24 protein-coding genes are annotated in these 20,281 nt (G+C 41.1%); all 24 read right to left on the bottom strand.

Annotated elements, in window-relative coordinates:
• Positions 1-15: 15 nt before the first annotated feature.
• Positions 16-900 (bottom strand): translation elongation factor Ts, encoded by an 885-nt coding sequence (tsf, locus tag DVB69_RS02955; RefSeq protein WP_116016394.1) that lies wholly within the window; start codon positions 898-900, stop codon positions 16-18.
• A gap of 92 nt (positions 901-992) precedes the next feature.
• On the bottom strand, positions 993-1,727 hold the full coding sequence (gene rpsB, locus DVB69_RS02950; RefSeq protein WP_116016392.1) for a 30S ribosomal protein S2: 735 nt from the start codon (positions 1,725-1,727) through the stop codon (positions 993-995).
• A gap of 141 nt (positions 1,728-1,868) precedes the next feature.
• On the bottom strand, positions 1,869-2,387 hold the full coding sequence (locus tag DVB69_RS02945) for a hypothetical protein (RefSeq protein ID WP_116016390.1): 519 nt from the start codon (positions 2,385-2,387) through the stop codon (positions 1,869-1,871).
• 4 nt (positions 2,388-2,391) lie between these two features.
• Positions 2,392-2,700, bottom strand: coding sequence for a hypothetical protein (locus DVB69_RS02940; RefSeq protein ID WP_116016388.1), 309 nt, complete (start codon positions 2,698-2,700; stop codon positions 2,392-2,394).
• A complete protein-coding gene (locus DVB69_RS02935) occupies positions 2,697-3,476 on the bottom strand; it encodes a FliA/WhiG family RNA polymerase sigma factor (protein WP_116016386.1) in 780 nt (259 codons plus the stop codon). The genes DVB69_RS02940 and DVB69_RS02935 overlap by 4 nt, the downstream gene beginning before the upstream one ends.
• 151 nt (positions 3,477-3,627) lie before the next feature.
• Entirely contained in the window at positions 3,628-4,122 is a 495-nt protein-coding gene (locus tag DVB69_RS02930; RefSeq protein ID WP_233505307.1) for a chemotaxis protein CheD, read from the bottom strand.
• A gap of 1 nt (position 4,123) precedes the next feature.
• A complete protein-coding gene (locus tag DVB69_RS02925; protein ID WP_116016384.1) occupies positions 4,124-4,756 on the bottom strand; it encodes a chemotaxis protein CheC in 633 nt (210 codons plus the stop codon).
• A complete protein-coding gene (locus DVB69_RS02920) occupies positions 4,746-5,219 on the bottom strand; it encodes a chemotaxis protein CheW (protein ID WP_116016382.1) in 474 nt (157 codons plus the stop codon). Before DVB69_RS02920 ends, DVB69_RS02925 begins: the two co-directional genes overlap by 11 nt.
• Before the next feature lie 15 nt (positions 5,220-5,234).
• Positions 5,235-7,280: a chemotaxis protein CheA gene (locus DVB69_RS02915; RefSeq protein WP_116016380.1), complete on the bottom strand. Its 2,046-nt coding sequence runs from the start codon at positions 7,278-7,280 to the stop codon at positions 5,235-5,237.
• 12 nt (positions 7,281-7,292) lie between these two features.
• A complete protein-coding gene (locus DVB69_RS02910; protein ID WP_116017161.1) occupies positions 7,293-8,411 on the bottom strand; it encodes a protein-glutamate methylesterase/protein-glutamine glutaminase in 1,119 nt (372 codons plus the stop codon).
• 8 nt (positions 8,412-8,419) lie between these two features.
• Positions 8,420-9,286 (bottom strand): MinD/ParA family protein, encoded by an 867-nt coding sequence (locus tag DVB69_RS02905; protein ID WP_116016378.1) that lies wholly within the window; start codon positions 9,284-9,286, stop codon positions 8,420-8,422.
• Positions 9,279-10,397 carry a flagellar biosynthesis GTPase FlhF gene (gene flhF / locus DVB69_RS02900; RefSeq protein ID WP_116016376.1) on the bottom strand — a complete coding sequence of 373 codons (1,119 nt, stop codon included), beginning with the start codon at positions 10,395-10,397 and terminating at the stop codon, positions 9,279-9,281. Before flhF ends, DVB69_RS02905 begins: the two co-directional genes overlap by 8 nt.
• Positions 10,394-12,427, bottom strand: coding sequence for a flagellar biosynthesis protein FlhA (gene flhA / locus DVB69_RS02895; RefSeq protein WP_116016374.1), 2,034 nt, complete (start codon positions 12,425-12,427; stop codon positions 10,394-10,396). Before flhA ends, flhF begins: the two co-directional genes overlap by 4 nt.
• Positions 12,428-12,452: 25 nt before the next feature.
• The gene (gene flhB, locus DVB69_RS02890; RefSeq protein WP_116016372.1) at positions 12,453-13,532 is read right to left on the bottom strand and encodes a flagellar biosynthesis protein FlhB; all 1,080 of its coding nucleotides are present in this window, start codon (positions 13,530-13,532) and stop codon (positions 12,453-12,455) included.
• Positions 13,533-13,536: 4 nt separating this feature from the next.
• Positions 13,537-14,313, bottom strand: a complete 777-nt coding sequence (gene fliR, locus DVB69_RS02885) for a flagellar biosynthetic protein FliR (RefSeq protein WP_116016370.1) — start codon at positions 14,311-14,313, stop codon at positions 13,537-13,539.
• Between the two features lie 5 nt (positions 14,314-14,318).
• Positions 14,319-14,588, bottom strand: a complete 270-nt coding sequence (gene fliQ / locus DVB69_RS02880) for a flagellar biosynthesis protein FliQ (protein ID WP_116016368.1) — start codon at positions 14,586-14,588, stop codon at positions 14,319-14,321.
• Between the two features lie 12 nt (positions 14,589-14,600).
• Positions 14,601-15,266, bottom strand: a complete 666-nt coding sequence (gene fliP, locus DVB69_RS02875; RefSeq protein ID WP_116016366.1) for a flagellar type III secretion system pore protein FliP — start codon at positions 15,264-15,266, stop codon at positions 14,601-14,603.
• Entirely contained in the window at positions 15,259-15,960 is a 702-nt protein-coding gene (locus DVB69_RS02870) for a flagellar biosynthetic protein FliO (RefSeq protein WP_116016364.1), read from the bottom strand. The genes fliP and DVB69_RS02870 overlap by 8 nt, the downstream gene beginning before the upstream one ends.
• On the bottom strand, positions 15,941-16,303 hold the full coding sequence (locus tag DVB69_RS02865; protein ID WP_116016362.1) for a response regulator: 363 nt from the start codon (positions 16,301-16,303) through the stop codon (positions 15,941-15,943). Before DVB69_RS02865 ends, DVB69_RS02870 begins: the two co-directional genes overlap by 20 nt.
• A gap of 18 nt (positions 16,304-16,321) precedes the next feature.
• The gene (gene fliY, locus DVB69_RS02860) at positions 16,322-17,512 is read right to left on the bottom strand and encodes a flagellar motor switch phosphatase FliY (RefSeq protein ID WP_116017159.1); all 1,191 of its coding nucleotides are present in this window, start codon (positions 17,510-17,512) and stop codon (positions 16,322-16,324) included.
• Positions 17,505-18,506 carry a flagellar motor switch protein FliM gene (fliM, locus tag DVB69_RS02855; protein WP_116016360.1) on the bottom strand — a complete coding sequence of 334 codons (1,002 nt, stop codon included), beginning with the start codon at positions 18,504-18,506 and terminating at the stop codon, positions 17,505-17,507. Before fliM ends, fliY begins: the two co-directional genes overlap by 8 nt.
• Before the next feature lie 37 nt (positions 18,507-18,543).
• Positions 18,544-18,972: a flagellar basal body-associated protein FliL gene (gene fliL / locus DVB69_RS02850; RefSeq protein WP_116016358.1), complete on the bottom strand. Its 429-nt coding sequence runs from the start codon at positions 18,970-18,972 to the stop codon at positions 18,544-18,546.
• Positions 18,962-19,183, bottom strand: coding sequence for a flagellar FlbD family protein (locus tag DVB69_RS02845; RefSeq protein ID WP_116016356.1), 222 nt, complete (start codon positions 19,181-19,183; stop codon positions 18,962-18,964). Before DVB69_RS02845 ends, fliL begins: the two co-directional genes overlap by 11 nt.
• Before the next feature lie 236 nt (positions 19,184-19,419).
• Entirely contained in the window at positions 19,420-20,256 is an 837-nt protein-coding gene (flgG, locus tag DVB69_RS02840; protein ID WP_116016354.1) for a flagellar basal body rod protein FlgG, read from the bottom strand.
• Positions 20,257-20,281: the final 25 nt, after the last annotated feature.

Here is a 20,281-nt window from a genome sequence, read left to right as displayed (position 1 = left end):
TATGAGTTAAATCAATTACCCTTTGTTCACTTGGCTCATTACTTCATCAGCAAAGTTGTCTTCGCGCTTTTCGATTCCTTCGCCCACTTCGTAACGAATGAATTCTGTTAGCTTTCCACCAGTGGAAGTAACGAATTCTCCAACTTTTTGATCAGAGTTTTTAACGAATGGCTGATCAAGTACACAAATTTCTTCGAAATACTTACGTAGACGTCCTTCAACCATTTTAGCAACGATATTTTCAGGCTTGCCTTCGTTAAGAGCTTGTTCAGTAAGAACTTTACGCTCGTGCTCAACTTCGTCTTCAGAAATCTGATCATGTGAAACGTATTTAGGGTTCATAGCAGCGATGTGCATTGCTACGTCTTTTGCAGCTTCAGCGTCAGTAGAACCTTCAAGTACTGTAAGAACGGAAATACGTCCACCCATGTGAAGATAAGCACCGAAAGCGTCATTATCTGTTTTAGTACGGATTTCAAAACGGCGAAGACTAATCTTCTCACCAATTTTTGCAATCGCATTTGAAATATAGTCTGCTACAACAAGTCCATTAGTCATAGTTGAAGCTAATGCTTCTTCAACAGTTGCTGGCTTTGTAGTAAGTAGGTGTTCTGAAATTTCTTTAACCAACGTTTGGAACCCTTCGTTTTTAGCAACAAAGTCAGTTTCAGCATTGATTTCAAGGATAATTGCTTCGTTTCCAGAAACTTCAATTGTTGTAGTTCCTTCAGCAGCAATACGGTCTGCTTTTTTAGCCGCGCTAGAAAGACCTTTTTCACGCAAGAAGTCTAGTGCTGCATCCATATCACCATTCACTTCAGTTAGCGCTTTTTTACAATCCATCATACCAGCGCCTGTTTTTTCACGAAGTTCTTTTACCATTTGAGCTGTAACTGCCATGAAATATTCCTCCTATAAAACGTTCGATTTTGGTTTGTTTCTCTAAAAAAGACGATAAGGGGATTGGCCGCTTATCGTCTTTGATTTTTCAGTTACTCTGCAGCAACTGCTTCTGTTTGTTCTACTTGAGCAGCTTCTTCGTCTTCACCTTGTCTAGACTCAAGCAAAGCATCCGCCATTTTACTAGTCAAAAGGCGTACCGCACGGATTGCATCGTCGTTTGCAGGGATAACGTAGTCAATCTCATCTGGATCGCAATTTGTATCAACGATACCAACGAGTGGAATATTCAATTTATGCGCTTCCGCAACAGCGATGCGCTCTTTACGTGGATCTACTACGTAGATTACGTCTGGGATCGATTTCATATCACGAATACCGCCAAGGAACTTGACAAGACGTTCGTGTTGTTTTTTAAGTTGAGAAACTTCTTTCTTAGGAAGAACATCAAAAGTACCGTCTTCTTCCATTTTCTCAATTTGTTTCATACGGCTGATTCGCTTCTGGATTGTACCGAAGTTTGTTAAAGTACCACCCAACCAACGTTGGTTAATGTAGTACATGCCTGCACGTTCAGCTTCTTCTTTGATAGCATCTTGTGCTTGTTTCTTTGTACCAACGAAAAGTACTTTCCCACCATCAGCACCGACTTGGCGCATGAAGTTATAAGCTTCTTCAAGCTTTTTAACTGTTTTTTGAAGATCGATGATGTAAATTCCGTTACGCTCAACAAAAATGAATTTCTTCATTTTAGGGTTCCAGCGACGTGTTTGGTGTCCAAAGTGCACACCAGCTTCAAGCAATTGTTTCATTGAAATTACTGACATAATTATTTCCTCCTGTTTGGTTGGATTCCTCCGCATACTTCATCCGCCGAGCGACCTTTCGGCACCATCTCTAAACGTCCATACACGTGTGTAGTAATACCACTTTCTAATATAACACAAGCCTACGCGCGTGCGCAACAGTTATCTTTTGAATTTCAAGATGAGTTCTACTTCTGTTTTACCTTTTTTAAGTCGACTTGCGATTGCCCCGATTGACAATCCTTCACTCTGTAATCGGTATACCGTTTCAAATTCAGTTTCTTGTTTCGGTTCCATGATGGGCTCTACAGTATTTGTTACGCTTGCTTGTTGCTGAGTACGGTAGGAATCCAAAACTTTCGAAGTGGGTGGCAAAGGGTTAAAATAAACAGCTGTTGCAGCCACTTCATCCTCTTGCAAGATGGGTGACCTTTTTGCTTCGTCTTTCATTTCAGTTGTTTGTTGGTTTTGCTGAATTTTTATAAATTGGTCGATTAACCGATCGTTTTCTTCTTTGACTTCAGTAATATAGAGTGCCAAACTATCTTCCATTTCTTTCATGAGTTGCTGTTGGTTCTTTTCAGTTTTGTCCAATTTCGAAATTCGTACGTACAACAAAGCGATCATATAAAATCCGCCAATCTGCAATACGCAAAGAGCTGCAATCCAAAATGCTGTCATTTCATCACCCTGTATAGTCTACGAAGCCACCTTTATAAGGGTGGTTTGCGTTTTTATGATCCTTTTGTTTAGTTTCTTCCTGTTGACCCTCATCCTCTGACTTCTCATCATTCGAGGAGTTTCTTGTGTTCTTGGTTTTTTCAGACTCTGCCGACTCGATTACTGTTTTACGTTGTTTAACTACTTGTTGATCAGTTTGAGCTGCTGCTTGCTGATGATTTAGCATAGACTGCTGATTCTTTTGTTCTGTAAGTTTTCCTGCATCAAAAGTTTTTGGGATTGCAATTTGAAGTTCTATAGACTTTAAACTCATAATACACCCCGATCCAGCACTTCAGGCAACAATAACTTCCTTAGCTTAAAGAGTGCTTTGGAATGAATTTGTGAAATTCGTGAAGTCGATAAGTTCAGGATCTCTCCAATTTCAGTAAGCGTCATTTCATCAGAATAAAACAAACTCAGTACAAGTTGTTCGTTGTCATTCAAGTCTTTGATTTTCTGGACCATCTCACCCAATAGTTCACGTTTTACAGAGTGCTGTTCAGGTGTCACTGTTTTTTCATCTTTCAACACAAAACTTTTCCCTGAATCCTCTTCATCATCATTCATCCGTTCATCGATTGAAAGTACACTTGAAAAATAATGTTCTTGCACAGTCTGATAAACTTCCGCCACATTCAAACCTGTATGTTCGGCGATTTCTTCAGGTGATGCTGTCCGCATCAGTTTCTGTTCCAACTTACTGATTTGTTCTTCTAACTTTTTCGACTTTTCCCTAGACGACCGAGGTAGCCAGTCTTCCTTCCTTAATCCATCAAGGATGCTGCCACGGATCCGAAACGAAGCATATGTATCAAACTTTAAATCTCTACTTGGATCAAATTTAGTAAGCGCATCAAATAACCCTTGGTATCCTAGACTTTTCACGTCATCTCTGGAAACATTACGCGGTAATCCAGAACCGATGCGCTGGACGTGATAATTTACGAGCGGCATATATTTTCGGACGAGCGCATCTCCTGCGTCAGGATCTCGCTTGTTTAACCATAAGTCCCAATATGTCTCCTCCGACATGTCTTTTTTCGACATAGAATCCCTCGCTTCCGTGCAACAATGTATATTTCGACACTATCATACTAGTCATTATATCAAAGTTTAGGTAGTAAAGACAGTGAACATCTATTATATTTTCATACAAAAAAACAGTAGTTTCACTTACTGAAACCACTGCACCATCAATTTATATCCCCTTAGTCCCAGCGTTCACCGTACGAACTTGCAGTGTGCCGATCGCAGGATCGAACTCGATTGTTCGTCCGTTTGATCCTCCGGTATCTTCTGCTATCAATGGGATGGAAAGTCTAGCAAGCTCTTTTTTCACAGCTTCCACATTACGGGGACCAATACGTACTGTATCACTTGAACCAAATTGGAACATTTGTGATCCCCCTGCAATTTTCGCTTTTAATGACATGGGACGGACGCCTTCTGCTTTCAGTTGTTCCATAAGGGAGTAAATACCCGTATCCGCAAACTTTGCAACATTAATGGAATCACCTTTGCCTAAAGAGCTATCCGGCAACATGACATGCACCATCCCCGCCACCTTACGACGTTCATCATATAGGACAACACCTACGCATGAGCCGAGTCCTGATGTACGGATAGTGTCTGGCTCTCGAACAATATTCATATCTGCAATGCCAACACGTACAACTGTTTTCACCATTTCCATATTACATCACACCAAGTGATTTGAAGATGGTCATGTAAGATGGTGGATCTGGAAGTAAAAAGAAGTGACCATCTACACTTTTATCGTTTTCATCTTCTTCAACAATTTTCGTATCGATTACAATGACCTCATCACTGTAGTGAGACACTTCAATTAGTCCAAAGCTTACAATAGCACCGACCATATCAACACTTAGCGAAGGGACTGTAGGAAAAATCTTCAGTCCCGTAAAATCAGACAGCGCAGATAAGTATGAGCCTGACAAGATATTGCCTAATTCTTGCATCGCAGAGATCCCAATTTCACCAATTGACTCAGGATTAGAAAAGTCAAAGTGAGGATCGCCAATTAAGCGCCGTATGAAGCGGTTGGCAGAATCGATTGGAAGCACAAAGAACATGCTTCCAGATAAGTCTCCTTCGATTCTCAAGAAGATCCCAACCACAACGTTTTCACTGCCGCCCGCAAGTTCGAACATGTCGTCAAATGAAACAAGCGCAACTTTCGGGACATGCATATCGATTTTGCGCTGAAGTAATTCAGAGAGCGATGTTGCCGCATGAGCCGCACCAATGTTTCCAATCTCTTTCAGTACATCTAAATGCATATCTGATATGTTAAATTCAGTTTTCATCTGCATTCACGTTCCTAATCGGACGCAACACATGATCCAAGTTGAGCATAACGAGCAATCGCTTTTCAATTTTCGCAACTCCTGCAACAAATTCAGATTCCACTGAACCAACGACTTCTGGTTGTGATTCAAGTGCGTTGACAGGAATATCAATTACATCATTTGCATCATCTACGATAAGTCCAACGTCAAAGTTTTCAAGGTTTACGATAATGATGCGTGTGTTGTCATTGTATTCCATTTCGGGCAAGTCAAAACGATTTCGTAAGTCAACGATAGGTGTGACCATTCCACGCAGATTAATGACCCCTTTAACATATGACGGGACGCCTGGAATTCGCGTAATCGTCATGAGCAATAATTTTTCAATGGACTGGACGACATCCACTTCGATAGCATACTCTTTATCAAGCAATTGAAAAACAATCGTTTTCATCACTTTATTTTCTAATTCTGTTGTCATTGGATTTCCTCCTACTTATTTAATGAGCGCGTTGCAATCAACAATAAGAGCAACTTGACCGTTTCCGAGGATTGTAGCACCCGAGAGTGCGAAAACGCTCTGTAAGTAGTTACCGAGTGATTTCAATACAATTTCTTGCTGACCGATGAAAGAATCCACGACTAGTGCTGCCAAGTTCTCGCCTTTACGAACAATAACGACCGATTTGAGCTCTTCTTGTTCTTCTGGAAGACCTGTATCGAAAATTTCACGAAGATCAACGAGTGGAACGATTTTACCTCGGAAATCAATGACCCGCTGATTGTGTGCATTCAAAATATCAGCATTTTGAATGATTGCAGTTTCAATGATGGAGGACAATGGCACAGCAAAGATTTCTTTTTGCATTTGTACGAGCATAACCGAAATAATCGAAAGTGTTAGCGGTAGCTGTACTTGGAATAGCGAACCTTGACCTTCTTTTGATTCGATTGAAATATGGCCGCCTAGTGATTCAATCGTGCTCTTCACAACATCCAAACCTACACCGCGTCCAGAAACGTCAGTCAATTTTTCAGCAGTTGAAAAACCTGATGACAAAATAAGTTCTGCAACTTGCTTGTCTGTCAATGTCTCTGCAATCTCATCGGTAACGATACCGCGTTCAATTGCCTTTTTAAGAACACGGGCACGATTCACCCCTGCACCATCATCTTCTAATTCGATGAATACATGGTTCCCAGAATGATAAGCGCGCAACGTTACTGTTCCTTCTTCAGGTTTACCTGCTGCAATGCGTTCTGCAGGGCTTTCCACGCCATGATCCAGAGCATTCCGGATTAGATGAACTAATGGGTCTCCAATTTCATCAATGACAGTTCGGTCCAATTCTGTTTCTGCACCGATGATTTCTAAATTGATTTTTTTATCGAGATCACGTGCTAACTGGCGGACCATTTTAGGGAATCGATTGAACACGGTCTCTACAGGAACCATTCGCATATTTAGAATGATATTCTGTAAATCTCCTGAAATTCTTGTCATCCGTTCCGTTGTTTCATTTAATTCCGGATTTTGAAGTTCTGCTGCAATTGACTGAAGGCGTCCTCTGTCAATGACCAATTCTTCGAATAGATTCATAAGTACATCCAAACGGTCAATATTGACACGAATCGTCTTGTTTGCAGAATGAGTACTATTTGAGCGTTTCGCTGCGCCATTTTCTGTTTTAGCTGGTTCTTTTTTTGCAGATTGTTTTGCAGGCGTTGAAACAGGAGCAGCAATTTGTGTTTCTGTTGTTACTGCAGTCTCCATTGCAGCTGACTGGAATTGGACCGGTCGAATTTCAGCTTTTTCAAGCTCTGACACTTTATGAACCTTTGCTTGCAACTCTTCCGCTTCTTCTTTTGTGACAATCACAACAGTAAATTGATTATCGAATTCTTCATTTTCTAACCGTTCTACCGTTGGGAACGTCTTGATGATTTCTCCTGCTTTTTCAAGAATCTCGAATACCATGAATACACGAGCTGCTTTAAGCAAGCAATCATCGCGGAGAATGACCTTTAGTTCAAAGGCATGAAAGCCTTGTTCAATAGACTGCGAAACTACCGTTTGTTCAAAGTCATCGTAAACGAGTCCAGCAGATTCCTCTACAGTTTCTGTCTGTTCAGTCTTCTCAACAACCGCTTCAAGCGGAGATTTCCCAGCTTCAATCTGATTTAACATCGTCACTAATTTCTCAACGTCTTTTTTCCCCGTACCGCCTTCTTCGATATCTATTACCATTTCTTCTAACGCATCAGAAGACTCAAACACAACATCTAAAATTTCAGACGTAACGCGTATTTTAGAATTCCGAATTGCATCTAGTACGTTTTCCATCTTGTGTGTTAGATTGGCGATATCCTCATAACCCATTGTTGCAGACATGCCTTTCAGCGTGTGCGCAGCTCTGAATATCTCATTGACAATCGCAAGATCATCAGGGTTTTTTTCAAGTTCTAGCAATTGTTCATTACACGCCTGGAGATGTTCTTTACTCTCTTCCAGGAACATTTCCAAGTACTGATTTGTATCCATCAAAAAGCCTCCTTAATACTTTACATGTTCTGTAAGTAACTTACCGATATCTTGTACATTTGCTGACACATCCGCTAGCCCTGCTTCTTGAATGGCTCTCGGCATGCCGTACACGACAGCCGTTTCTTCAGACTCAGCAATCGTAAACGTCTTGCTTTTTTCTTTAAGTATTTTCATCCCTTGCAAACCATCGTGACCCATACCCGTCATAATTGTTGTCACAAATTGCAGTTCAGGTAACTCTGAAACTGACTCCAGCAAGACATCTACAGCAGGGCGATGGCCCATCCGCGGAGCATCTTGGTCATCAAGACGTATGGCATAACTTACACCTACACGAGCCACTTTCATATGCTTACCGCCTGGAGCAATATAAGCTGTATTTTTTTCAATCAAATCTCCATTTTCAGCTTCTTTTACTGAAATCTTACACAAGCTGTTTAAGCGGTCTGCAAGTGATTTCGTAAAGCCTGCGGGCATGTGCTGAACGATAAGTATTGGTACACCGATGTCTTTCGGAAGAGTGACAAGCACTTGTTGGAGGGCTCTTGGTCCCCCTGTCGATGTACCTATAATTATGAATTGTTTTACCGCAGAGCGTGGGAGTGCTCCTTCAGTAGGAGGAACAATCGAACGTTTAGGTGAAACCGTCAGTTTTGCTCCAGTCGTTGCTACAGAAGGTATAGATGATGTTGCAGTCGCTCTGCGGGGGAAGATTTTTAACATATCAATTTTTGATGCATCGAGCACTTTTTCAATAATAACTTTCTCACTATCACGTAAATTAAGTGAAATTGCACCACCAGGCTTTGTTATGAAGTCCACTGCGCCATATTCCATCGCACGGATGGTATTTTCAGCACCTTCTTTTGTCGTACTCGACAGCATAACGACTGGCAGCGGGTTGTCTTTCATAATAAGTTGAAGTGCTCCTAAACCATCTAGGACTGGCATTTCAATATCAAGAGTCATCACGTCCGGCTTTAATAGACGAGCCTTGTCAACGGCTTCTTGTCCATTTCTCGCTGTACCGACTACCTCTAGGGATGGGTGGGAGGAAATAATTTCAGATATTAATTTGCGCATAAATGCAGAGTCATCTGCGATCAGTACTCTCTTGGAAACGTTCACGTCCACAGTTACCCACGTCCCCTCGCAAATATTTTTTTGAGTTGTCCAAGAAACGTACTGCCCTCTTTACTATCTATATCGGTTCCTGATGAAATATAGTTAGTAGCAATTGCATTCATTCTTCGAGAAATCGGGGCATTCGGGTAGAGTTTTACGAATGGTTGTTGTGCAACAACTGATTTGTGTACAACAACATCTTCAGGAAGTGCCCCTAACAAAGTTGTTTCTTTATTCAAGAACTTCCTCATTGCAAATTGCAAACGTGTTATGGCTTCATTTTCATCCTCTTTTGGATGCACCCGATTATTTACAATAAAAAACTTTTTTTCAGGATCTCTCAGACAAATAAATTTCATCATTGAATAAGCATCGGTAATAGATGTCGGTTCAGATGTCGCAATCACAACGATTTCATCTACCGCCACGATCAGTTCAATTGCACTCTCAGAAGCTCCCGCCCCCATATCGAACAATATAAAGTCGTATTGTTGCTGTAACGATTCAAATGCTTCAATGAGCCGTTCAAAGCGGCCTTCTGTCCATTCCAATACAGTTTCCAAACCAGATCCTCCAGAAATGAAACTTAATCCATCAGGACTTACTGTTATGACCTCATCCAATGTACGGTCGCCCGTCAAGTATTCTTTCAAGCCATATGGAGCAGTTGCCCCAAGCAAGATATGGACATTTCCCATACCGATGTCCATGTCTACGATGATGACGCTTTTTCCTTGCGCTTGTAGGCTGCTTGCAAAGTTCGTTGTGAAATTCGTTTTTCCAACTCCGCCTTTACCACTTATCACAGCAATAGAACGAGCTGCCGTTCCTTCCGCTTTCATCATTTTCAGTCGAAGCGCTTCCGCCTGATCACGCATGTGAGCCCTCCTCAAGTAAGAGAGTCAATATCTTTTCAACAGTCGCTTCTTCTAGATCTTCTGGAACTTCTTGACCAGCTGTCATGTATGCAATTCCCATATGATAATCTTTCAACAAGTTGAAGACAGGCCCAATGGTTTCAGTTTCATCCAACTTTGTAAAGATGAATTGAGAAATCGGAAATTCTAGGAATTGCTCCACAATCGCCCGCATATCTGATTCTTTCGTTGTTGTGGAAAGGACTAAATAAGATTCCATTTCTAATTCAAAATCAATAAGTTGTTTCAAATCATTTACAAACTTCTTCTCTTTATAATTACGACCAGCTGTGTCTATGAACACAACATCTTTCGTATTCAGGTTCACTAATGCCTCTTTGAAGTCGGTATCATTATAAGCAACTTCAACTGGAGACTGAAGCAAATTCGCATAGGTTCTTAATTGCTCGATTGCGGCAATTCTATAAGTATCTGTCGTTATGAAACCAACTTTGCGCTTATTCTCAATGAGTGAACGCGCTGCGATTTTGGCGATTGTCGTTGTTTTTCCAACTCCTGTTGGACCGAGTACGTTCACATACTTCTTTTTAAAATGAACACCGCCGAATGGCAAATCTGCAAGCTCTTCTTTCAAAATTTCACGTGCGATTTTAACCTGTTCATCTGCTGTGAAATCTACTTTTTCAGCCTTCATACGAGTGAAAATCTCACTGGCGATCTTTTGGATTGTTTCACTATTCAGCTCTTGTGAACTCAATCTCGTCATCAATGGATGCATTTCGTCTGGATATTGGTTAAATTCAAGTGGAGCATGATTCATCTTAAGTAGTTGTTTCATTTCCTTCATTTCTTTTTTCATTTCATGGATCACAACGTCTTGTCTAAGATCTGGATCCGGTTGTGCACTAACTGCTGGTATCGATTTCTCTTTTACTGTGATCGGTTCGTCGTATCCAGCAACGACTTCCACGCTCTTCTTTTTAAAGAGTCCTAGAAATCCTTTGGATTGGACAATAGTCGAACTCATTATGACTGAATCCTCACCAAAATCTTGACGAATTTTCTCCATCGCTTGAACCATTGTATCTGCTGTATATTTTTTCATCTTCATGCGACATCCACCACCCCTACACTCTGTACTTCCACAGATGCTTCCAACTCATTATAAGACAAGATTGGGATTTGCGGGAAATAGCGTTCCGTGATTTGTCTCAGATACATTCTAACTGCTGGTGAACAAAGTATGACAGGCGATTGGTCGAGTAATGCAACACGTTCCACTTCACTTGCAATGGATTCTAAGATTCCCTGCGAGTTTTGTGGATCAATCGTTAAGTAGTTGCCCTGTTCAGTTTGTTGAACACTATCTGCAATTAGTTTTTCAACTTTTCCGGAGACAGTCATGACTTTCAATGCTTGTCCTTGAGGCGTATATTGTTCAGTAATTTGACGTGCAAGTGACTGTCTAGCATACTCCGTTAACAGATCAACGTCAGATGTATATTTCGAAGAATCTGCAAGTGTTTCAAAAATAATTGGCAAATTACGAATCGATACATGCTCACTTAACAACTTCGACAGTACTTTTTGAATTTCTCCAACAGATAACGGTGTTGGTGTAAGTTCATCCACAAGAATCGGGTACGACTCATGCACATGATCGATTAGTTGCTTGGTCTCTTGACGACCAATCAAATCTGCTGCATTTGCACGAATGATTTCTGTCAAGTGGGTGGAAACGACACTTGGAGGGTCAACTACGGTATATCCTAAGATTTCCGCATCCTCCTTCACTTCTTCGGTAATCCATTTTGCAGGAAGGCCAAATGATGGCTCAACAGTATCTATACCTGGTATTGAATCATCACCACCAGGACTCATGGCTAGGTAGTGGTCGAGTAATAACTCGCCTCTTGCCATTTCACTACCTTTGATTTTTATCCGATACTCATTTGGCTGAAGTTGAATGTTATCCCGAATCCTCACAACTGGAATGACGAGACCCAGTTCTAAAGCAAGCTGTCTTCTTATCATAACAACGCGATCGAGCAAGTCTCCCCCTTGTGAAGCATCGACAAGAGGGATGAGCCCATAGCCGAATTCAAACTCTACGGGATCTACATTCAATAGGTTCACGACATTTTCTGGACTCTTCAAACCTTCTGTTTGTTCGCTTTCTTCAAGTTCCAGTAATTCATCCGGATCTTCATCTTTAGGGCGTGACATCATAAAGGCACTAACCGCAAGTGCAAGTGCAATTGGAATCGTCAAAATATCATTGATTGGCGTGGCCAGTCCTAACAAGAGAATCGTTACGGCTGCTACATATAATAACTTCGGCTGCCCTAGTAATTGACTCGTAATATCCGTACCTAAGTTTCCTTCTGAAGCAGCACGTGTAACCACGATTCCTGTAGCTGTAGAGATTAACAAAGCTGGAATTTGGGATACAATGCCGTCACCTACTGTCAGTTTAGAAAACGTTGTTGCCGCTTCTGCAAAAGGTAGACCGAGTTGCACAACACCGATGATCATCCCAACAAGCAAGTTGATCATAACAATGATAATACCGGCAATCGCGTCTCCTTTAACGAACTTTGTCGCACCATCCATTGCACCATAAAAGTCCGCCTCGTTACCTACTTTTTCACGGCGTTCTCGTGCTTGTGTATCAGAAATCATTCCTGCGTTCAAATCTGCATCTATACTCATTTGCTTACCTGGCATTGCATCCAATGTGAATCGAGCGGCAACTTCCGAAACACGCTCCGATCCTTTCGTAATAACGATGAATTGAATAATAATCAAAATCACGAACACCACAAGTCCGACAATGACGTTGCCACCGGTTACGAACGAACCGAACGTGTCAACGACCCCTCCTGCGCTTCCATCACTCAAAATCGCACGAGTAGTGGAGACGTTAAGACCGAGTCGAAAGAGTGTCAATAAAAGGAGTAATGAAGGAAAGATTGAAAACTGCAATGCTTCTTGCATATTCATAGCTGTAAGAAGCACTAACAGCGCAAGTGTGATATTAATGATAATAAGGAAACTAAGCAACCAGTGAGGCAAAGGAATGACAAGCATCGCAACAATCATAATTACGGATGCGAGTACACCGATATCTTTAAACTGCATGTCATCCCCACTTTCTGTTGTTCATTTAAATTTTGCGCTGAATCCGGTACACGTACGCCAGTACTTCAGCAACTGCTTTAAAAAATTGATCAGGAATTCGATCCCCAATCTCTGTATCTGCATAAAGAGCACGAGCTAACGGCCGATTTTCAACAGTTACAATATTGTTCTCTTTCGCGATGAGTTTAATCTTTTGTGCTACGAAATCGACACCCTTTGCAACGACTTCCGGCGCATCCATTTCACCATCTGTATACTTAATCGCGATCGCATAGTGCGTCGGGTTTGTAATGACCACGTCAGCTTGTGGAACTTCCTGCATCATTCTTCGCATAGCCATTTCACGCTGCCGTTGTTTGATCTTAGATTTAATCAACGGATCGCCTTCGGAGTTTTTATATTCATCTTTAATGTCCTGTTTCGACATCTTCAAGTTTTTTTCGTAGTCAAACTTCTGGTATAGAAAGTCGAGGACGGAAATGAACAATAAGACAAAAGAAGCTGTTATTCCCATCAAAGCAACAAGTTCACCGACGGTCTTCATGACCGCTGAGGGTGTTTTAAAAGCTAAATTCAATACTTTATCGATATTAAAATAAAGGATTATAGAAGTAACGCCACCGATAAATGAAATCTTTAACAATGATTTAAGTAACTCGACGATAGCTTTTATAGAAAAAATTCGTTTAAGACCTTTAATCGGGTCGATTTTCTTTAAGTCGAATTTCAGTGGTTCTCCTGTGAACAGCAATCCGAATTGTATTAAGTTACCGGCAACTGCTGCCACCATCGCAATCAGCATGACAGGAAGCATGATGAATGCCATTTCTTTAATGACTTCCATGTAAATCATCATGGTCTGATCGATGTCTAACTTCCCCATCGTTATGTATGTATGAAATGTTTCCTTGAAAAACTTATAAAAACGATCTTTCATGAATCCTGCTGCAAAAAACAAAAAGAGGAATACTGATAGCAGTACAATTGCACTGGTCACGTCTTGACTCTTTAAGACTTGACCTTTTTTTCGAGAATCTTCCCGTTTTTTCGGTGTCGCTTTTTCTGTTTTCTCACCCGCAAAAAATTGAAGATCCAAGTGCAACATGTACTTATCCCCCTCCTAACAACACCATCAGGTCCCTCATACTCACCGCCATCACTTCAAATATCTTTTGCATCATCGCAACAATGACGCCTCCCATGATGAAGAGCACAAGGAATCCTACCCCGATCTTAATCGGGAAACCAATTACGAAAATATTAAGCTGTGGTACTGTCCTTGCAGTAATACCAAGAGCTAAATCCACCAGGAACAATGTAGCTACTATAGGAATCGCCATTTGAAAGGAAATCCCGAATACAGCTGCCATCGTTTTTAAGACGTGTTCAGCGACACGTTCACTTCCAAATGATGGCCATAGTTGATCTATAGGGATAAATTGATAACTGTAAAATACTCCATCCAACAAAACATGATGCCCATTCACTGCAAGTAACAATAGCAATGCTAATGAATTGAAAAACTGGCCCATTAAAGGGGATTGCGTCCCAGTTTGAGGATCAATGACGTTAGCAATTGCGAAACCCATTTGAAAGTCAATGAGGCCCCCTGCAACTTGAATCGCTGACATGACCATAAACGCGATAATACCAATTGATAATCCTACTAATGCTTCTTTCAAGACGAGCATGATATAGGCTGCATTGATTTCAAGGTCTGGTACGTTCAATGTAAATACGAGCACCCATGCAAGTAGAGCCGCAAATACAATTCTCATCACGGGTGGAATTGCACGGTATGAAAACAACGGAAGCGTAACAAAAAATGCAGAAATCCGGGTTAAAACTAATAAATAGGTCGCAACGTACGGCAAGAATGCTTCCATTGGAATTACCCTATATACCGGGATAAATTATCAAAGATATCAGCCGCATACGCTGTAACTTTCGATAACATCCACGGTCCGAAAAAGACAATCGCGACGAGTACAGCAACAATTTTCGGAACAAACGCAAGGGTTTGTTCTTGAATTTGAGTAGTTGCTTGAAAAATACTAACTGCTAAACCGGTCACTAACGCCACAATTAGTAGGGGTCCTGCTGTCATTAAAATCACCCACACCGATCGCTCGGCGACAGCAATGATCATTTCTCCTGTCAATCTGAACCCCTCCTAAAAGCTTTGCAGCAGTGATTTAACGATTAAGTACCAACCGTCCACTAGTACGAATAACAAGATCTTAAATGGCAATGAAATCATTACCGGTGGTAACATCATCATCCCCATAGACATAAGAATACTAGCGACAATCATGTCAATGACGAGAAATGGAATAAAGATCATGAATCCCATCTGGAATGCTGTCTTAATTTCACTTAACGCAAAAGCAGGTACCATCATGGTTAATGGAATGTCTTCCATCGTCTCAGGACGATCTGCGTTGTTATATCTTAAAAATAATTCCAAATCTTTTTGTCGCGTATGCTTCCCCATGAATTCTTTAAAAGGAACACTTGCTTTTTCATAGGCATCATCCAATGATATTTCTTCTGCAAACAACGGTTTCAATGCTTCATCGTTCACTTGTTGAAAAGTCGGCGCCATGATGAAAAAGGTTAAAAATAACGCAAGTCCCACGAGAACTTGGTTTGGCGGCATTTGCTGGGTTGCCAACGCTGAACGAACAAACGATAAAACAATAATGATCCTGGCGAACGATGTCATCAGGATCAGAATCGCTGGAGCTAAGGATAGAACGGTCAATAGAAGAAGCATCTTTACGGATGTCGAGACTGCACCCGGATCACTATCCGAAAAAAATTGCATAAAGTCATTCATTCCGATTGCGCTCCTTCTCCGTCAGCTTATTGAGCTGGCGTTTCCTCTCGTTCTCGATTTCAGTCAACTTATGTTTAAATAGGTTCCCGAAATCCTCTGGTTCTTCTTGTTTCTGATAGGGATTGGTCTTTCGCTTTTTTACACCATTCACTAGTTTCATGAGCAAACTTTGCTGAAGGATATGATCTTCTTCAGAATAATAGGCAGCTAGTTGAGCAATCTCCTCTGGATTAGATAATTCTTTTAGTAACCGAACATCTTCACCAACACCAATTAGGAAGTACTGCTCCCCTATTTTCACTAATTGAATCGATTTCTGCTGTCCAAGTGATAACCCACCCATGTTTTGCATAAGCTTACCATTTTGGGTCACACGGTTTCGCGTATTGATGAACTTCACCATGCCATAGATCAACGCTATGACAAACGCCAGAGCTAAAAGGGTCTTTATATAATCCCAAGCAGTTAAACCAACGGGTGAAGGGTCCCGATTTAAATCTGATTCTTCAGGTGTCTTGCTCTCTTTAGCAGGAGTTTCATCTTGCTTATTATCTTTATTAAGATAGTCCGTTACCGATGAATCTGTTTTTGCTTGAACAGTCAAAGGAGTTACACTAGCGACTATGCTAAGTGTAACGAGCAACAGCATAGAGATGACTGCAAACGTTTGAAATTTAGCTAAGTGCTTTTTCAATTGCTTCTACAACCCGGTCTGCCTGGAATGGCTTCACAATAAAGTCTTTTGCACCTGCTTGAATCGCGTCAATTACCATTGCTTGCTGCCCCATCGCTGAACACATGATGATTGTCGCATTTGGATCTCTTTCTTTGATTGCCTTTAGTGCTGCAATTCCGTCCATTTCAGGCATTGTGATATCCATTGTGACAAGATCCGGTTTTAGTTCGAAATACTTTTCAACAGCTTGCGCACCATCAGCAGCTTCCCCAACTACTTCAAAATTATTTTTAGATAGAATATCTTTTACCATCATTCTCATAAATGCTGCATCATCCACTATTAGAATACGTTTTGACATTTCCATGACCTCCAAGGTTTATCGTAAATTGTTTAACCGTTCTGTTTGACTCAAGATATCCGTAATCCGTACACCGAAGTTCTCGTCAATAACAACAACTTCACCTTTTGCAATATGTCTGTTATTCACGAGAATATCGACTGGTTCACCTGCAAGTTTGTCCAGTTCAATAATTGAACCACTCGACATTTCCAATATTTCCTTAACGGATCTCTTTGTACGGCCTAACTCCACTGTAACTTTCAGTGGTATATCAAGCAACAAGTTTAAGTTAGAAGCCTCAGCTTGACTTAAAGATGGTGATTCGAAGCTTGCAAATTGTGCTTGTTGAACATTTGCATGCTGATTTTGTTGCTGTCTTGGCGGCAAGTGTTGCGGTTCACTATAGCCAGAATGTTGCTGCTCACCTTGTGGATAATTTTGTGCAGGTGGCAGTTGTTGAGTCTCTTGATACTGTTCCTGTTGAGGTTCCACTTTAGGAGCGGGTTCGGCAACTGTTGGTGCTGCTTCTGCAGCGGAATCTCCTACTAATGATGAAACGAGTTCTTTACCGAGTCCAAGCGGGAATAACTGCATAATATTTGAATCAATGAGTGTTCCAACTTTTAAGTTAAACGACACACGGATGAGAAGATTTTCATTTGGAATACTGCCCGTACCTTTATCTTCTTGGACGTCTAACAGCTCAATTGTCGGTGGTGAAATATCTACTTTTTTATTGAATACTGTTGACATCGAAGTCGCAGCGGAACCCATCATTTGGTTCATCGCTTCTTGAACCGCACTTAAGTGGATCTCACCTAAATCTGCATTTGGGGAAAGTCCATCTCCTCCAAGCATGAGATCTGCGATAATGGCAGCATCACTTTGCTTAATAACGAGTAAATTTGTCCCGCTAAGTCCTACTGTATATTCAACACCTACTGCAACATACGGATGAACAAACTCTGTTTCTAAGTCATTACGATCAATAACTGAAATTGTCGGTGTCGTGATTTCGACTTTTTGACCTAGTAAACCTGATAACGCTGTCGCTGAACTTCCAAATGAAATATTACCGATTTCACCTAGAGCATCTTGCTCCATTGCATCAAGATAATCGTCTGTTGAAATGCCTTTTGTCTCCTGTTCTGCTTCAGCACCAGTATCAATGGATTCTCCACGTAACAGGGCTTCTATTTCTTCCTGTGAAAGGATATTGTCACTCATCATCTTCGTCATCCCCTCCAATCAGGGTATCTAGTATTTGAACAGCCATGCGATTTCTTAAATGGCCAGGTTGTGCGGTGAATTTTGGAATACCGCTCACCTCTATAGTGAGTGGTGCGTCATACGCGGTATCCAGTTCGATAACATCTCCGAGTTGTAAATACAATAAGTCTTCTATAGTCATCGCTCCTCCGCCGAGGTTTGCGACAACTGGTAAATCTGCTTTCTTAATTCTTTTTTCCAATACAATACTTTGCTCAGGTGTCGGTTCTTTCTTATTCGTCTGCATCCAATATCTAACAGAAAGGTTTGGAACGATTGGCTCCAGAACAACGTGTGGAATACAAATGTTGATCATCCCACTCGATTCACCAATGACGATGTTGAATGAAATGACAACAACCGTCTCATTCGGAGAGATCATCTGAAGGAATTGCGGATTCACTTCCATTTCAGCAAGGAAAGGATCGATGTCTGCGATATTCGCCCAAGCTTCACGCAAGTTGTCAAAGGATCGCTCAAACAACCCTGTGAGAATCTTCGTTTCAATCTCTGTCATATTATCAATTTTCCCTGAACTCTCTCCATAGCCGCCCATCAGTCGTTCCAGCATGGAATATGCTACATTCGGATTGACTTCCATGATGATGTTTCCTTCAAGTGGTGGGACTTCAAAAATATTGAGGAGCGTCATGTTCGGGATCGACCGAATGAATTCCTCGAACGGAATTTGGTCAACGGACGCTACATTAATTTGAATATACGTGCGTAATTTAGCTGAAAAGTAAGTAGTGAGCAATCGTGCGAAGTTTTCATGAATTCTCGTCAAACTACGAATTTGGTCTTTTGAAAATCGTAATGCCCGTTTGAAGTCATATACTTTTACTTTCTTGGTTTCATCTTCTTTTTTTATTTCGTCCGCAGTCATTTCCCCTGTTGAAATGGCGGACAGTAGTGCGTCTATCTCGTTTTGAGATAAAATATCTCCCGACATTAGGCCACCTCCTTCTCACTCTTAATTGGTTGAACTGTTACTGAATAATATAGGAAACGATATAGACTTTCTCAATCTTTCCTTCTTTCATAAGTGGGTTCAATTGAGCTTTTATGGCGTCTTCAAACGCTTGCTTCCCTGTTTTTCCTTCGAAATCTTTCGCTGTCTTCTCGGACAGTTCCTGTATGACGATGTTATTCACTTGGAAATCACGTTTCGTTAGTTCCTCAGCTGCTTTTTTGTTGCTGGTTTGGATTTTAAGAGAAATTCGTATAAATTGACGTCCACTCAAATTCGTAGTGATCTCTGGGATATCAACGGATGATTCAAGAATTTCATCAATTGATGGATCTTTTTCAGCTTTGTCATCTTTGTTGAGTTGCAACATTAAGATGAGTCCCACGACACCAACGAGGGTAATACAAACTAAAATGATTAGAGAAACGGTTAACACTTTATTCTTCATCTTCTTCACCTCGCAAATGTGGGTTCGACAACAGTTGAACAGATTGATAGAAGTTAACGATACGTTCGTTCACGGTGTCGATAGGATCTAGAACGACGTATTTCGTTCCTGTCGTTAACGTGATCGTCGTATCGGGAAACGATTCTACTTTTTCTATGTAGAGTGCATTCAAGTGGAATGCAGCCCCGTTTAGGCGTGTCAATTGAATCATATGTAAAGGGCCAGGCACAAGAGCCGGCCCGACCCTCCTTTGACGAGCAGATTATGTGTTGCGATAAGGTAAGCTACAGTCGTTGTTTTCCGCTTCAGACGGCGACTCAGAGGGGCTCGATTTCAGCCTCCTCGTTGCTTCGCGCCTGTGGGGTCTTCAATCTTCGCTGATCCCTCCGGAGTCGCCGTCTTTCACTTCAAACAACTAGCTTAATTGTAAACTACTTGAATATAATATTAACGCTTCAAGTTAACGAGTTCTTGAAGGATTTCATCGGATGTTGTGATGATACGGGTGTTGGCTTGGAAACCACGTTGTGCGACGATCATTTCTGTGAATTCTTCGGAAAGGTCTACGTTGGACATTTCTAGAGAGCCTGATTTTATTGAACCATTTCCTTTTACTTGAGGCTCATTAAATACTGCTGTCCCGGAGTTAGGTGAGTCTACATAAAGATTTCCACCTGTTTTTTCAAGTCCCCCTGGATTATTAAATTTAGCTATTTGAATTACCCCTGCTTCTTTCAAAACTCCGCCTTCTACATAGCTAATAACCCCATTCTGACCAATAGATAAACTTGTAGCGGTCAACGGGATATCGACCTGTTTCAAGTCACCTTTTGCTGTATCAGTAGTAACTCCGTCAGCTTTTTTATCCGCTACCATTACAAATCTTCCATCACCATCTACTAAAGATCCGTTTTGGTCCAAATAAAAGTTCCCAGCTCTAGTAAATTGATTTTCACCTTTTGCTCCATTTTGTACTACAAAAAAGCCATCACCTTCTATAGCTAAGTCAAGTGTATTCCCAGTAAATTGTGTAGAACCAGCAGTATGAAGAGTATCAATTGCCGCAAGTTGTGAACCTAAACCTACTTGTTTTGGGTTAACACCACCACGATTCCCTCCCGGGCCACTAGCACCAGCAACTGTCTGTGAGTACAAATCTTTAAAAACAGTACGTCCTTTTTTAAAGCCATAAGTATTAACGTTTGCAATGTTGTTACCAATTACATCCAATTTCGTTTGAAAGTTTTTAAGTCCTGAAATTCCTGCATACATTGAGCGTAACATAATGTGTTTTCCCCTTTCGGATTGT

The sequence above is a fragment of the Sporosarcina sp. BI001-red genome, assembly GCF_003384035.1.
In the GTDB taxonomy this organism is placed as follows: Bacteria; Bacillota; Bacilli; order Bacillales_A; family Planococcaceae; genus Sporosarcina.
The sequence above is the reverse complement of the archived record's forward strand: the minus strand, read 5'-3'. Positions and strand labels throughout refer to the sequence as shown.

Coding starts and splice junctions, on each gene's coding strand:
- flhA (WP_116016374.1), bottom strand. CDS start 12,427: ATGCAGTTTAAAGATATCGGTGTACTCGCATCCGTAATTATGATTGTT.
- fliP (WP_116016366.1), bottom strand. CDS start 15,266: ATGAATGACTTTATGCAATTTTTTTCGGATAGTGATCCGGGTGCAGTC.
- fliY (WP_116017159.1), bottom strand. CDS start 17,512: ATGAGTGACAATATCCTTTCACAGGAAGAAATAGAAGCCCTGTTACGT.
- DVB69_RS02865 (WP_116016362.1), bottom strand. CDS start 16,303: ATGTCAAAACGTATTCTAATAGTGGATGATGCAGCATTTATGAGAATG.
- flgG (WP_116016354.1), bottom strand. CDS start 20,256: ATGTTACGCTCAATGTATGCAGGAATTTCAGGACTTAAAAACTTTCAA.
- flhF (WP_116016376.1), bottom strand. CDS start 10,397: ATGAAGATGAAAAAATATACAGCAGATACAATGGTTCAAGCGATGGAG.
- flhB (WP_116016372.1), bottom strand. CDS start 13,532: ATGTTGCACTTGGATCTTCAATTTTTTGCGGGTGAGAAAACAGAAAAA.
- tsf (WP_116016394.1), bottom strand. CDS start 900: ATGGCAGTTACAGCTCAAATGGTAAAAGAACTTCGTGAAAAAACAGGC.
- DVB69_RS02930 (WP_233505307.1), bottom strand. CDS start 4,122: ATGGAAATGGTGAAAACAGTTGTACGTGTTGGCATTGCAGATATGAAT.
- fliR (WP_116016370.1), bottom strand. CDS start 14,313: ATGGAAGCATTCTTGCCGTACGTTGCGACCTATTTATTAGTTTTAACC.
- DVB69_RS02905 (WP_116016378.1), bottom strand. CDS start 9,286: ATGCGTGATCAGGCGGAAGCGCTTCGACTGAAAATGATGAAAGCGGAA.
- DVB69_RS02940 (WP_116016388.1), bottom strand. CDS start 2,700: ATGAGTTTAAAGTCTATAGAACTTCAAATTGCAATCCCAAAAACTTTT.
- DVB69_RS02945 (WP_116016390.1), bottom strand. CDS start 2,387: ATGACAGCATTTTGGATTGCAGCTCTTTGCGTATTGCAGATTGGCGGA.
- DVB69_RS02920 (WP_116016382.1), bottom strand. CDS start 5,219: ATGACAACAGAATTAGAAAATAAAGTGATGAAAACGATTGTTTTTCAA.
- DVB69_RS02935 (WP_116016386.1), bottom strand. CDS start 3,476: ATGTCGAAAAAAGACATGTCGGAGGAGACATATTGGGACTTATGGTTA.
- fliL (WP_116016358.1), bottom strand. CDS start 18,972: ATGAAGAATAAAGTGTTAACCGTTTCTCTAATCATTTTAGTTTGTATT.
- DVB69_RS02845 (WP_116016356.1), bottom strand. CDS start 19,183: ATGATTCAATTGACACGCCTAAACGGGGCTGCATTCCACTTGAATGCA.
- rpsB (WP_116016392.1), bottom strand. CDS start 1,727: ATGTCAGTAATTTCAATGAAACAATTGCTTGAAGCTGGTGTGCACTTT.
- DVB69_RS02915 (WP_116016380.1), bottom strand. CDS start 7,280: ATGGATACAAATCAGTACTTGGAAATGTTCCTGGAAGAGAGTAAAGAA.
- fliM (WP_116016360.1), bottom strand. CDS start 18,506: ATGTCGGGAGATATTTTATCTCAAAACGAGATAGACGCACTACTGTCC.
- DVB69_RS02925 (WP_116016384.1), bottom strand. CDS start 4,756: ATGAAAACTGAATTTAACATATCAGATATGCATTTAGATGTACTGAAA.